Consider the following 12,659-nt stretch of genomic DNA (forward strand, 5'->3'; position numbering starts at 1 on the left):
CAGTGCGCCAAGGCGTACGCGAAACCCGCTGCGGTGTGCGCGGGCCACCCGGGGTGAACCTGGAGGCCCGCACGGCACTCAGGTGATGGACAGTGCGCCGTCCACCGCGAGCACGGTGCCGTTGACGTACCTAGCCTCCGGCCGTGCGAGCTGCACGATCCACCACGCTACGTCCTCGGGTGTACCGACACGACGCGGATGCCCCGTGGCGCGAGCTCAACGGCCCAGGATCGTGTCAGGAAGTCGAGTGCCGCCTTGCTGGCACCGTAGATGGCGTTGTCGGCCCACGGCCGCAATCCCAGCGAACCCGCCGTGCCGACGTTCACCACCGTCCCGCTGCTCTCCGCCAGGGCGTCCAGCGCGCGTTGGGTGAGGAAGACCGGTGCCAGCAGGTTGGTGTCGATCTGCGCGCCGACCATCGCGGGTCCGACATCGGCCAGCCCACCGAACTCGCCCACCGCGGCGTTGTTGACCAGGACGTCCACCCGGCCGAACGCACCGAGCGCAGTGTCGACTACAGAATTCGGTGCGTTCGGTCTGGTGATGTCGACGGCCAGGGTCACGATGGTGTCGTGGCCGGCCGCGGTCTGGGCAAGGGTCTCCTCGGACCGGCCGACCACCAGCACCCCGGCCCCGTGCTCGCGAACGCGTGCGCGGCCGCCCGGCCGGTCCCGGTCCCGCCACCGGTGATGATCACCGCCTGTGCTGTGCTCATGGGAAGAGCTCCCATCGGGCCGGGCGTCATGGTCGGTCGTCGCGGGTGACCCGGCGCTCCCGGACCCTGAGCTCACCGTCCTGCCGCACCAGGATGTCCACACACACGCACATCATGTGCAGCCGTGGCTGGCCGTCGCGCGGAGTGGCGATCACCTGCGTGTAGCTCCGCGCGTAGATCGTGCCGTCGTCGCGACGTCTGAGGTAGGTCATGAGCATGCAGTGCCGGTGCACCTCGCCGGCTTCGGCCAGTGCCGCCGCGGCCCTGCGCACTCCGGCGACGATGACGTCCCGGCCACGAGCCGGCTCCGGCATCGACGGTGAGAAGAAGGATCCGTCCTCGGTGAACGTGTCCGCCCACCCCTCCGCGTTGCCCGCGTCGAGAAGCTGCATGTGGCGGGCATAGAAATTTTGGACCTCCGGGTACAACAGATCCAGGTCCGCTTCGGTCCCCACTGTCACGGCGTTCTCCTTGTCGATCGGCGGTTTCTCATCACTCATCCTTCAGTGGCGACTTTGATGCGTCCTCGAGCGAGGCTCCAGGAATCCTCGGAAAGCATCGGAAGCCCCGAACCCGGAGACCCGACGTACGGCCCCGCGCCGGCGGAGGTCTACGAGACCGCAACCGCAGCCGAGGCAGGGACTGGGCCGCGGACGCGCGCGGCACAGCAGCTGCCCGGTGTGCCCGTGCACGACGGCGACATGCGCAGGTTCGATCTCGGCCGCACCTGTGTCAGCTCCGGTGCGCGGCCGTGAGCTTCTCGAGTATGGGCACGACCTCGTTGGGACTCGGCATGGCGATCATTTCCTGCCGCAGCCGGTTGGCGTTCGCCGAGTAGGACAGGTCCGTCAGCAGCAGCTCCAGGTTGGCGCGCAACGACGTCACGGTCGACTCCGGCATGCATATACCGGCACCACGGCTCGCCAGCCGCCGGGCCTTGTCGGCCGAGTCCCAGATCTTCGACGGCAGGATCAGCTGTGGCACACCGTGTACCAGTGCGGTGGCCATCGTGCCGGATCCGCCGTGGCTGATGATCGCTGAGCAGGTCGGCAGCAACGCGTTGAGCGGCACGAAGTCCACCACGCGTACGTTGTCCGGGACGGAGGGCAGCGCCTTGATCTGGCTGGCATCCAGGGTCGCGATCACCTCGATGTCCAGGTCCGCCACCGACTCCAGCACGTCCCCGATCGACACCTCGTCGCCCCCCTGCACCTCCCGATGCGAAAGACCGAGTGTCAGGCACACCCGCTTGCGCTTCGGCGGTTCACGCAACCACTCGGGCATCTTCGCCGGCCCGTTGTAGGGGATGTACCGCATCGGCACGTACGGCAGGTCCAGGGGAAAACGCATCCAGGCGGGCGTCGGGTCGACGGTCCACTGCCCGAGCATCATCTCCTCGGTGAACCCCCCAGGGCAGTCGTACCGTTCCAGCAGCCTGCTCAGCCAGTCCTCAAGCGGGTCGTCGCGCAACTCGGGTGGCAGCTGGGACAGCTGGTCCACGAGGACACCACGCATTCTGGCCACGTGGTCCATGCCGAACAGCAAACGGGCATGTGCCGCACCGCAGGCACGCGCGGCCACCGGGCCCGCAAACGTCATGGTGTCCCACACCACCAGGTCCGGCCGCCACGAACGAGCAAACGCCACCAGGTCATCGGTCATCGACTCGGGACACTGGTTTTGGAACACGAAGGACGTCATTGCGGTGAACATGCCCAGCATGTACTCCGGCGTCAGACGATCCGTACGGGTCTCGGTGATATCCATGCCGCCGTCATCCGAGTCCGGTGCTTCCTCGTCTCCCGCGAGGTTCTCCTCGGTTTCCCTGATGCCCTCCTCGAGGTTGAGCGCCTCGCCGACCGCGACCGCGGGCAGACCGGTCTTGGTGACCTCGTCGACCAGGTCGGGCTGGGTGGCGATCCGGACCTCGTGTCCGCCGGTGTGCAGTGCCCACGCCAACGGCACCTGAGAGTACATGTGCACCTTCGCGGCAAAAGTGGTGAACAGGATCTTCATCGGACCCTCCGGTACTCGGCGGCCAGTTTCTCCAGCACCGGGACGAGATCGTTCGGACCAGGCGTGCCGACCATCTCCCGTCGCAGCCTGGCAGCGTTGTGCCGGACGGACGGTTCGGTCAGCAGCCGAACCAGCCGAGTGCGCAGTTCGTCGCCGGAGAGCCGCTCGATGTCCCGGACGTAGTCCCCCGCCCCGTAGTCCGCGAGGCGACGGGCTGTGTTGATCGAGTCCCAGACCATGTGCGGCACGATCAACTGGGGGACACCGTGCAGCATGGCCGTGGTCAGCGTGCCGGAGCCACCATGGTGGATGACCGCGTCACAGGTGGGCAGCAACACGTTGAGCGGCACGAATTCCACCACCCGCACGTTGCCAGGCAGCGACGGCAGTGACTCGGTCTGGCGGGCGTTCAGGGTGGCCACCACCTCGACGTCCAGGTCCGCGAGCGACGCCAGGATGTCGCCGATCGAAGCCCGGTCGCCGCCTCGCTCGTCTCGGTGTGACAACCCAAGCGTGAGACAGACCCGTTTCGGCTTTGGCCGGTCGTGGAGCCAGTCGGGCACCAGGGCAGGACCGTTGTAGGGCGTGTACCGCACGGGCACGGTGGGCACGTCGAGAGGAAACCGCATCGACTGGGGGAACTGGTCGATACTGAAGTCGCCGACCACCATGTCCTCGCCGAACCCGGTGTCGCAGCCGTACCGCTCTAGGGAGAAGCCCAGCCACTCGGCCATCGGGTCGTCACGTAACTCAACCGGCAGTCCGGCGAGGTGCCGGTTGAACGCGGCACGGGTGTTGCCGACGAGGTCGAGGCCGTACAGCAGGCGGGCATGCGCCGCGCCGCAGGCGCGCGCGGCCACCGCACCGGCAAAGGTCATGGTGTCCCACACCACCAGGTCCGGCTGCCACGAACGAGCAAACGCCACCAGGTCGTCCATCATGGGCTCTGAGCTTGCGTTCTGGAAGACCATCGAGGTCATCGCCGTGAAGATCGTCAGGGTGCGATCCCAGGTGAGCTTCGCCGGATCCTCCTCGCTCATGTCCAGGCCGACGTCCGACTCCTCCACGGTTCTGTTCGCGTCGTCACCGACGTTTTCGTTGACCACCTCGAACTGCGCTTCCAGGTTCAGCGGATCCCCGACGGGCACAGCGGTCAACCCGGTGCGCGAGATCAGGTCGGCCAGGTCCGGTTGGCTGGCGAGATAGACCTCGTGCCCCGCGGTGTGCAGTGCCCACGCCATCGGCACCTGCGCGAACATGTGGGTCTTCGCGGCGAACGTGGTGAACAGGACACGCATCAGCTTCTCCCCCGGTGCTCGGCGGTCAGCCTCTCCAGTACGGGGACCGCGTCGTTTGGGCTCGGCATGCCGAGCATCTCGCGGCGGACTCGCGTGGCTCCGGCCGTGAACGATGGCTCGTCGAGCAGCCGGGCCAGTTGGCTACGCAGCTCCCCGCCGGACAACCGGTCAACGTCACGGATGTAGAGCCCGGCTCCGCTCGCCTCCAGCGCCTGTGCCTTGTCCATGCTGTCCCACATCAGGTTCGGCACGATCAGCTGTGGGACACCGTGCGCGAGCGCGGTCGCGAACGTCCCGGACCCGCTGTGGTGCACCACGGCGGAGCACGTGGGAAGCAACGAGTTCAGCGGCACGAAATCCACTACCCGGACGTTGTCGGGCACGACCGGCAGTGACTTCAGCTGACCTTCGTCGAGCGTGGCGACGATCTCGACGTCGAGATCGGCCACCGCGTCGAGCATGTCACCGATCGACGCCTGGTCGCCGAGCGCCACCTCCCGGAATGACGCGCCGAGCGTGAGGCAGACCCGTTTGCGTCCCGGTGGTTCACGCAGCCAGTCCGGGACCACAGCCGGGCCGTTGTAGGGCACGTAACGGACCGGGACGTACTGCGCGTCAACGGCGAGGCGCATGGAGGGCGGCAGCTGGTCGATCGTCCACTGGCCGAGCACCATGTCCTCGGTGAATCCCGTCGCGCACCCCAGCCGATCGAGTGTCCACCCCAGCCACTCGGCGAGCGGGTCGTCACGCAGCTCCGCCGGCAGCCGGCCGGCCAGGTCGAGAAAGGTGGCCCGCATCCGGCCGACGAGATCGGGTCCGAACAGCATGCGGGCGTGCGCAGCACCGCACGCTCTGGCCACAGCCGGCCCGGCGAACGTCAGTGGGTCCCACAGGACCAAATCCGGCCGCCAGTCCATGGCGAACGCGGCCAGGTCGTCGACCATGTCGGCCGGGCAGTGGTTCTGGAAGGTCACCGGCGTCATCGCGCTGAATACGTGGAGCACGTACTCCCAGGTCAGCTTCTCCGGCCTCGCCTCGCTCATGTCCAGGCCGACCTGCGCTCCGGTCAACCGTCCGCTCGCGACGTCGCCGAGAATCCCGTCCAGCGTCTGCATCCCGGTCTCGAGGTCGAACACCTCACCGACGGGCACCGCGGTCAGGCCGGTACTGGTGATGTCGGCAACGAGATCCGGCTGGCTGGCGACCACGACGTCGTGCCCTGCTGTGCGCAACGCCCACGCCATCGGCACCTGGGTGTAGAGATGAGCCTTCGCGGCAAAAGTGGTCAACAGGACTCGCATCAGACCCTCCCGCGATGCTCGGCGGTCAACTGCTCGATGAGCGGTACGACCGCGTTCGGCGGCGGCTGGGCGAGCACCTCATCGCGCAACCGGGCGGCCGCCATGGCGAATGACGGCTCGGTCAGTACTCGAACGAGTCTTTCCCGCAACGCGGCACTGGTGAGCTCTTCGATCGGCATCCACAGGCCCGCGCCAAACTCCTCGATTCCCTCGCCCATCACTGCGGTGTCCATTCCGAACGCGAGGATCACCTGCGGCACGCCGTGCAGCTCCGCGTTGGCCTTGGTGCCGATGCCGCCGTGGTGGACCACAGCGGCGCACGTCGGCATGAGATCGTTGAGCGGGACGAACTCCATCAGCCTCACGTTCGCCGGGACGTCGGTGACCGACGCGCGTTGGGCTTCGGTCAGCGTCGCGACGATCTCGATGTCGAGGTCCGCCAAGGTACGCAAAAGATCGGTGAGCACGGTGCCGCTGAGAAACTCGGCGACCCACTCCGACAGGCCGAAAGTCAGGCACACTCTCGGCCGGCTGACCGGTACCCGCAGCCAGTCGGGCACCACGGCAGGCCCGTTGTGCGGCACGTGCCGCACACTGACTGCTTCCCCATCAGGGTCCAGTCGGGTACTCGCGGCTGTCGAGTCGATCGTCCACTGGCCGGTCACCATGTCCTCGGTGAAGCCGCCGTCTACGCTCAGCCTCTCGAGTGTCCACTCCAGCCACTCGGCAGTTGGGTCTTCCTGGTGCTCCGGCGGCTGTTTCTCCTTCAGTCGCAGGAACTCCTTGCGGACCCGCATCCCGACGTCGGGTCCCGCGACGAACCGGGCGTGGGCGGCGCCGACCGCTCGGGCGACGATCGCCCCCGCGATCGTGTACGTCTCCCACACCACGAGATCGGGCCGCCAGTCGCGGGCGAAGGTGACCAGTCGGTCGATCATCCGATCGTTGTTCATCACCGAGTCGTGCGACGGCACGAGGATGTTCTGCAGACCGAGCAGGTGCTCCCAGGTCCACTTGGCATGGTCGTGTCCGGCGAAGTCGAAGTCACGCAGGTAGACGAACCCGTCCTCGTGGAACTGTTTGAGCAACTGGAGATCCGTAGGGTCGTCGATGGACCACTCCGGCGCGTCCACCGGGACCGAGGTCAGGCCGGTCTGGGTGATGTCGCGGGTCAACGCCGGCTCGCTGGCCACCCTGACCTCGTGCCCAGCGCCACGCAGTGCCCACGCCAGTGGGACGAGCGGGTAGAAGTGCGTGCGGTGAGCAAGTGTGGTGAACAGAACCTTCATCGCGCCTCATCTCGGACGTCGGTGCTCGCCGGGAGTCGTAGCAGTGCTCTGGTGACCGGCGCCCTGCGCTTGCGCAGCGCGGGCCTCGTGCGACGGAGCGAGGAGAACCTCTCGGTCAGCACGGACAGCGCGGTCTCGGTGACCACACGAGCGAACGGGAACACCGCGGCGTAAGGCGGGCCAAGCAGCAGCGGCATCCCTGCCCCGTCCCGGTTGACAGCGCCGACGAGAACAACGACCTGATCACCGGCCCTCACCCTGGTGCCGCCGAAGTCGAGATCGGATCGTGCGATCAGGGGGTGCAGGTGCACCGGCGGCTGGAGACTCAGGGTTTCATCGACCACCCGCGGCGCCCGGGACGGCTCCTCGAGCAACACGTCGAGCGCGTTCCCGAGCAGGGTGGTGGCCAGTTGGGCGCCCACGACGGTGAGCAGAACCGCCCCTGGGTCGCCGAGCCGGTCGCGCAGGTCGTCGAGAGCGGAGAGCATCCGGCGTGTGACCGCGAGAGGCTGCGGGCACAGGGCGGCGTCGACGGCGACACCGGTACTCGCGATCCGCTCGGCGAGCCAGGGCAGCGGCACGTCGAAGGTCTCTGCCAGCGCCTCGGCGCAGATCCGGGCGACGAACCCGCTGACAAGGTCGACCTCACCGGTCAGGCTCTCGACGACCCTGTTAACCGGCTCGACCAGGGCAGCGGTCGGGTGAGGTGCGGCGTGGACGATGTCCTCGTCGAGCGGCACGACGTTGTACGGCGCGTACGGACTGCTCGCAGTCATCGGACCGAATCCTGGGTGGGCCATGACCTCGGTCGCCAGCCCTCGGCTGGCGGTGACCCAGACGCCGGCCCTGCTCGACACCATGGGGCCGGCGCGACCGAGCCGTTCGTACAACGGATACGGGTCGTCGTCGAATCCGCGAAGGACCCGGGCGTAGGGATCATCGTTGATCGCGGAAAGCCACTGCGTGCCCTGAATGAGCTGGAGTCGCCTACCGAGCTCTGCTGGCGCACGTTGACTCCAGTAGCGTTGCGTAATCACGGCATCGATGCTATCGATCTCGCCCCGTATTTCCTTCGAAGACCGCTAGGAGGAAATCCCGGCCACCTGTTTTCGACGGAGTTCGCGTCATATACGGCACGTCAGTAGGGTCTAGCATTTCCCCACACGGACGTACGCACGATATCGCCGAGCGGCCGATCGATACGTAAATGCTCTTGGACGTTGTCCTCGGCGTTCAGAATCGCCTGATGCAACCGCTGGACCGGTGGCCCCGGCTCCAGCCCCAGCTCACGGACCAGACTGGTCCGCAACCCGTGGAACACCTCGAGCGCCTGCGCGCGACGACCGCTGAGGTACAACGCACGCATATACTGTCCCTGCATACCTTCGTGCAGCGGGTTTTCCACGGTGAGCGCGGCCAGCTCGGTGAGCACCTCGCGGTACATCCCCAGCCGCAGCTTCGCGTCGACGAGATAGTCCAGCACCACGAGCCTGGATTCCTCGTACTGCCTGCGCTTCGACTCCAACACCGGCCCGACCTGCACGTCCACAAGTGCTGGTCCACGCCACAGCCGGAGCGCGTCGGTCATCCGGCGGACCCCGATCCCGTCATGGCCGTCCGAGAGCGCCTCCCGGCCACTGCCGACCAGCGCGTGGTACCGGCGCACGTCAAGCGCGTCGACACCGGTGTGTAGGACGTAACCACCCGACTTGGTCACCAGCACTTCCCTCGACACCTCGGCTGGTGTCAGGCCAGTGACCTCACTCAGCAGCTTGCGCACGTTCAGCACGTAGGTCTGCAATGTCGGCAATCCGCTGATCGGCAGATCTTCGTTCCACAACTCCCGCATCATGGCCGACACAGGAACGACCTGACCGGAACACACCATCAAAATAGCGAGAATGCTCCGTAGTTTTGGCGCACTTGGCGCTCCGTTGATCCCCTTCGTAGTCGTGATTGACAGCGGCCCCAATACACCAAGTTCCACCAGTCCAAGCCCCCAATCTCCGTCGGCTCATCACGACGGCCCGGGTCACGGTTCACCGCGAGGTCTGCCGGCAGGTGTATAGATTCGGCTCGCTCGTGCTCACGGCCCGCAACGCCTCGGCGTGCGGTTTGAAGTCCGGGTGGGAGACCGCCCGGCGGAACGAAGCGGCGTCGCGCCAGTGTGCGACGTTGACGTAGCTGTTTCGGTCCTCGACATGACCGAGCAGGGTGAACTGCACAAAGCCGGGCTGCTTCGCCACGAATGCGCTCGTCTCGGCGAAGACCTTTTCGAAGACCTCAGGCGGGCAGCGCAGGGTGAACCTGTTGACAAACACGACCGGGCCGTCATTGGCGGTTTCGGCTTCGTCAGCCGTCATGTCGATCATCTCCTTGCCACGGCGTTCTGACCGCTCCTGGTTCAACTGCCCCTGAGCGTGGCGGCAACGTCTCGCAGGTGGCTCAACAAGCGCTTGACGCGCCAGGGGGTCGAGCAAGCTTCTAGCAGTCACTGACACCGTCGACTCTGGTCACATGGACGGAGGGGTTTGCATGACGGAAGAGGACCGGCGGGTCGCTGTGGTCACCGGCGCCACCAGCGGCATCGGCCTTGCCATCGCCGACTTGCTGGCCAGGCGGGGCATGCGGGTATTCATCTGCGCACGTGACGCCGGGCAGGTCGCGTTGACCGCGAAGCGGATGCGCGACGAGTCGCTGGACGTCGACGGCAGACAATGTGATGTCACCGATCCGGAGCAGATCAACACCTTGGTGGCGTCCGCTGTGAGCCGCTTCGGTCCGGTGGACGTCCTGGTGAACAACGCCGGCCGCAGCGGCGGCGGAGTGACCGCTCAGATCACCGACGAGCTGTGGCTGGACGTCGTCAACACGAATCTCACCAGCGTCTTCCGGGTAACCCGGGAGGTGCTCACCACTGGCGGAATGCTCGAACGCGGGACCGGTCGGGTGATCAATGTGGCATCGACGGCCGGCAAGCAGGGCGTGATGTACGGAGCGCCGTACTCCGCCACCAAGCACGGCGTCGTCGGCTTCACCAAAGCGCTCGGCCTGGAACTGGCCACAACGGGGATCACGGTCAACGCCGTCTGCCCCGGGTATGTGGAGACGCCGATGGCGCAGCGGATCCGGCAGGGTTACGCGGCCTTCTGGGAGACGAGCGAGGACGCCGTCCGCGAGAAGTTCGAGGCGAAGATCCCACTCGGCCGTTACAGCACCCCACAGGAGGTGGCCGGCCTGGTGGGCTACCTCGTGTCGGACACCGCAGCCTCGATCACGGCGCAGGCGATCAACGTCTGCGGCGGGCTCGGCAACTACTGAGGGAGGATCATGTCCCATCGAACAGAGCACGGGATCACCGTGGCGGCCCCGGCTCGGGTGGTCTACGACCTGATCGCTGACGTTGGACAGTGGCCGCGAATCTTTCCGCCGACCGTGCACGTCGACCACGTGCAACAGAACGGTACGGAGGAACGAATCCGCATCTGGGCCACGGCCAACGGCGCGCCGAAAGCCTGGACGTCGCGCCGGCAACTCGATCCGACAGGGCTGCGGGTGACCTTCCGCCAAGAGGTCTCCCAGGCACCGGTGGCGGCGATGGGCGGTGCGTGGATCCTCGATCCCGTGTCCGCCACGAGGACCGAGGTACGGCTACTGCATGACTTCGACGCGGTAGGCGACGATCCGGAGAGCGTCTCGTTGATTCTGCGGGCGATCGACCACAACAGCGCCGCGGAGCTGGCGGCGTTAAGATCGGCGGCCGAGCAACGCGAGGACGACCGGGACCTGCTGCTCACGTTCGATGACTCGGTGGTCGTCGACGGCGCGGCCAAGGACGTGTACGAGTTCCTGTACGCCGCGCAACACTGGCCGTCCCGGCTGCCGCACGTGGCCAAAGTCTCGCTTCAGGAGGACACCCCGAACCTCCAAGTGCTCGGCATGGACACCCGCAACCCGCAGGGTCAAGTGCATACCACATCCTCGGTGCGTGTGTGCTTTCCCTCTGATCGCATCGTCTACAAGCAACTCAGGATGCCGCCGTTGTTGGCTGTACACAACGGACAGTGGACGATCCGCGACGACGGCGGAAAGACCGTGGTCACGTCGACGCACACGGTCGTGATCGAGCCGAAGGCGATCCCGGCGGCCTTCGGCGGGCCGGCGACGGTCGCGCAGGCCCGGACGGCGATCCGGCAGGCGTTGGGCGGCAACAGCCTCGCGACCTTGCGGCACGCCAAGGCGTACGCAGAAAGCCGCTGAACGAACGGAGCCGCCCCGGCGAGGTGATCGCGGGGCGGCCCATCCGGGTTGCGTTCAGGTGATCGAGAGCGCTCCGTCGACCGCCAGGACCGTACCGTTGACATAGGCGGCCTCGGGCTGCGTGAGGCGGTGGATCCACCAGGCGATGTCGTCCGGCGTACCGACCCGTCCGGCTGGAATCCGCGTGCTCATGTGCTCCAGGAAGCCGTCGTATGCCTCCTGGGGCATGCCGGCCCGTACCCCGACGCCGGTGGCTATGACGCCGGGCGCGACGCCGACGACCCGGATTCCCTGCGGAGCCAGCTCCACCGCCCACGACCGCGTCAGGAAGTCGAGGGCGGCCTTGGTAGCACCGTATACAGAATTCTGCGGAAAGGACCGCAGCCCCAACGCCGCCGCCGTGCCGACGTTCACGACCGTGCCACCGGACTCTCCCAGTGCCTGCAGTGCGCATTGGGTGAGGAGGATCGGCGCCAACAGGTTGGTGTCCAACTGGGCCGTCACTGAGTCGGCATCGAGATCGGCGAGCGCGGCGAACGCACCCACCGCGGCGTTGTTGACGAGAACGTCAACCGCGCCGAACTCGAGCAGAGCCCGATCGACGATGATTCTCGGAGCATCCGGGGCCGTGACGTCAGCGGTCAGGGTCCTGATGTTGTGGTGGCCGCTGGCGGTCTCGGCAAGCGTGTCCGCGGAGCGGCCAACGATGAGAACGCCAGCGCCGCTGGCGGCGAACCTCCGCGCGGTCGCCCTGCCGATGCCGGTCCCGCCGCCGGTGATGATAACCGCTTGTGATGTGGTCATGCGTTCAAGCTAGGCGGGTCCGCTCAAGAAAACGTCTACCGACGGTCGTCGTGGGTGGCCCGGCGCTCCCGGACCGTCAGGTCACCGTCCCACGGCGGATCCACGAACGCCCGCAGCGGGGCTCCCGCTCTCGCGTGCCGGCTTCGACGCATCGTCCAGCCGTGCTCGAGGAACGGCGACGAACATCGAATCCCCAAGCAGTAGGAGGTCTCATGTACGGTGCGGAGCTCGCCGACGTCTACGAGGCGGTGTATCGCAGTCGTGGCAAGGACTGGCGTCAGGAGGCGGCGTATCTCACCGGGCTGATCCGCGACCGGCTCCCCGGGGCCGGCTCACTGCTGGACGTTGCCTGCGGTACGGGCGCACACCTGGCCGGTTTCGACGATTTGTTCGACCACACCGAGGGGCTTGAGCTCTCTGCCGCGATGCGCGCGGTCGCCGGCCGGCGGCTGCCCGGCGTGACCGTGCACGCCGGCGACATGCGCGAGTTCGACCTGGGTCGCACATTCGACGCGGTGACCTGCATGTTCACCGCCATCTCGTACGTCGGCGGCCTGGCCGACATGCGCGCGGCGGTCCGGTGTATGGCCAGTCACCTGGTGCCGGGCGGTGTTCTGGTGATCGAGCCGTGGTGGTTCCCAGAGAAGTTCATCGACGGCTACGTCTCCGGCGAGGTGATCCGTGACGGCGACCGCACGATCGCCCGAGTGTCCCGTTCCACCGCGGCGAACAACGTCACCCGGCTAGAGGTGCGGTACCTGATCGCCTCGCCAGCCGAGATCACCCAGTTCACCGAGGTCGATTACCTCTCGCTGTTCACCCTGCAGGAGTATCTCGGCGCCTTCACCGACGCGGGCTGCACTGCCGAGTTCCTGCCCCCCAACCCGGCCGGCCCGGAGCCAATCGTCCCGGCCGGCCGTGGCCTGTTCATCGGTACCCGTAGCGCCTGAGGCGTTCAGCGGCACCCCGCGCACCA

At 67.0% G+C, this 12,659-nt stretch carries 12 protein-coding genes and 1 pseudogene; 3 read left to right on the top strand and 10 right to left on the bottom strand.

From position 1 onward, the window contains the following. Positions 1–78: 78 nt before the first annotated feature. The 9 genes and pseudogenes from OIE53_RS11450 to OIE53_RS11490 all read right to left on the bottom strand — a co-directional run bounded on the left by OIE53_RS11450 (position 79) and on the right by OIE53_RS11490 (position 8,991). Positions 79–818 (bottom strand): annotated as a pseudogene (locus OIE53_RS11450) (SDR family NAD(P)-dependent oxidoreductase). Further along, positions 742–1,176 (bottom strand): nuclear transport factor 2 family protein, encoded by a 435-nt coding sequence (locus OIE53_RS11455; protein ID WP_327026591.1) that lies wholly within the window; start codon positions 1,174–1,176, stop codon positions 742–744. The pseudogene OIE53_RS11450 and the gene OIE53_RS11455 overlap by 77 nt, the downstream one beginning before the upstream one ends. A gap of 271 nt (positions 1,177–1,447) precedes the next feature. Continuing rightward, complete coding sequence (locus OIE53_RS11460) at positions 1,448–2,731, bottom strand: activator-dependent family glycosyltransferase (RefSeq protein ID WP_327026592.1); 1,284 nt, start codon at positions 2,729–2,731, stop codon at positions 1,448–1,450. Then, positions 2,728–4,029, bottom strand: a complete 1,302-nt coding sequence (locus OIE53_RS11465; protein WP_327026593.1) for an activator-dependent family glycosyltransferase — start codon at positions 4,027–4,029, stop codon at positions 2,728–2,730. The genes OIE53_RS11460 and OIE53_RS11465 overlap by 4 nt, the downstream gene beginning before the upstream one ends. Then, positions 4,029–5,330, bottom strand: a complete 1,302-nt coding sequence (locus OIE53_RS11470; RefSeq protein WP_327026594.1) for an activator-dependent family glycosyltransferase — start codon at positions 5,328–5,330, stop codon at positions 4,029–4,031. The genes OIE53_RS11465 and OIE53_RS11470 overlap by 1 nt, the downstream gene beginning before the upstream one ends. Next, positions 5,330–6,619, bottom strand: coding sequence for an activator-dependent family glycosyltransferase (locus tag OIE53_RS11475; RefSeq protein ID WP_327026595.1), 1,290 nt, complete (start codon positions 6,617–6,619; stop codon positions 5,330–5,332). Before OIE53_RS11475 ends, OIE53_RS11470 begins: the two co-directional genes overlap by 1 nt. Then, positions 6,616–7,359: a hypothetical protein gene (locus OIE53_RS11480; protein WP_327026596.1), complete on the bottom strand. Its 744-nt coding sequence runs from the start codon at positions 7,357–7,359 to the stop codon at positions 6,616–6,618. Before OIE53_RS11480 ends, OIE53_RS11475 begins: the two co-directional genes overlap by 4 nt. Before the next feature lie 398 nt (positions 7,360–7,757). Beyond that, positions 7,758–8,471, bottom strand: a complete 714-nt coding sequence (locus OIE53_RS11485; RefSeq protein ID WP_327026597.1) for an AfsR/SARP family transcriptional regulator — start codon at positions 8,469–8,471, stop codon at positions 7,758–7,760. A 187-nt stretch (positions 8,472–8,658) separates the two neighbouring features. Beyond that, entirely contained in the window at positions 8,659–8,991 is a 333-nt protein-coding gene (locus OIE53_RS11490; protein ID WP_327026598.1) for an antibiotic biosynthesis monooxygenase family protein, read from the bottom strand. 163 nt (positions 8,992–9,154) lie between these two features. Between OIE53_RS11490 and fabG the strand changes: the two genes are divergently transcribed. Together fabG and OIE53_RS11500 are read left to right on the top strand one after the other, a co-directional pair. Then, positions 9,155–9,940 (top strand): 3-oxoacyl-ACP reductase FabG, encoded by a 786-nt coding sequence (gene fabG, locus OIE53_RS11495; protein WP_327026599.1) that lies wholly within the window; start codon positions 9,155–9,157, stop codon positions 9,938–9,940. A gap of 9 nt (positions 9,941–9,949) precedes the next feature. Continuing rightward, positions 9,950–10,879: an aromatase/cyclase gene (locus OIE53_RS11500; RefSeq protein WP_327026600.1), complete on the top strand. Its 930-nt coding sequence runs from the start codon at positions 9,950–9,952 to the stop codon at positions 10,877–10,879. Positions 10,880–10,933: 54 nt separating this feature from the next. Here the strand turns inward: OIE53_RS11500 and OIE53_RS11505 are convergent, their stop codons facing one another. Further along, positions 10,934–11,683, bottom strand: coding sequence for an SDR family NAD(P)-dependent oxidoreductase (locus tag OIE53_RS11505; protein ID WP_327026601.1), 750 nt, complete (start codon positions 11,681–11,683; stop codon positions 10,934–10,936). A 212-nt stretch (positions 11,684–11,895) separates the two neighbouring features. Between OIE53_RS11505 and OIE53_RS11510 the strand changes: the two genes are divergently transcribed. After that, a complete protein-coding gene (locus OIE53_RS11510) occupies positions 11,896–12,633 on the top strand; it encodes a class I SAM-dependent methyltransferase (protein WP_327026602.1) in 738 nt (245 codons plus the stop codon). The last annotated feature ends 26 nt before the right edge of the window (positions 12,634–12,659 follow it).

The organism is Micromonospora sp. NBC_01739 (genome assembly GCF_035920385.1).
Classification (GTDB): Bacteria; Actinomycetota; Actinomycetes; order Mycobacteriales; family Micromonosporaceae; genus Micromonospora.

Excerpts from the sequence above, each read along its gene's own strand:
- OIE53_RS11460 (WP_327026592.1), bottom strand. The coding sequence starts at position 2,731 with ATGAAGATCCTGTTCACCACTTTTGCCGCGAAGGTGCACATGTACTCT.
- OIE53_RS11465 (WP_327026593.1), bottom strand. The coding sequence starts at position 4,029 with ATGCGTGTCCTGTTCACCACGTTCGCCGCGAAGACCCACATGTTCGCG.
- OIE53_RS11470 (WP_327026594.1), bottom strand. The coding sequence starts at position 5,330 with ATGCGAGTCCTGTTGACCACTTTTGCCGCGAAGGCTCATCTCTACACC.
- OIE53_RS11475 (WP_327026595.1), bottom strand. The coding sequence starts at position 6,619 with ATGAAGGTTCTGTTCACCACACTTGCTCACCGCACGCACTTCTACCCG.
- OIE53_RS11485 (WP_327026597.1), bottom strand. The coding sequence starts at position 8,471 with ATGATGCGGGAGTTGTGGAACGAAGATCTGCCGATCAGCGGATTGCCG.
- OIE53_RS11490 (WP_327026598.1), bottom strand. The coding sequence starts at position 8,991 with ATGATCGACATGACGGCTGACGAAGCCGAAACCGCCAATGACGGCCCG.
- fabG (WP_327026599.1), top strand. The coding sequence starts at position 9,155 with ATGACGGAAGAGGACCGGCGGGTCGCTGTGGTCACCGGCGCCACCAGC.
- OIE53_RS11500 (WP_327026600.1), top strand. The coding sequence starts at position 9,950 with ATGTCCCATCGAACAGAGCACGGGATCACCGTGGCGGCCCCGGCTCGG.
- OIE53_RS11505 (WP_327026601.1), bottom strand. The coding sequence starts at position 11,683 with ATGACCACATCACAAGCGGTTATCATCACCGGCGGCGGGACCGGCATC.
- OIE53_RS11510 (WP_327026602.1), top strand. The coding sequence starts at position 11,896 with ATGTACGGTGCGGAGCTCGCCGACGTCTACGAGGCGGTGTATCGCAGT.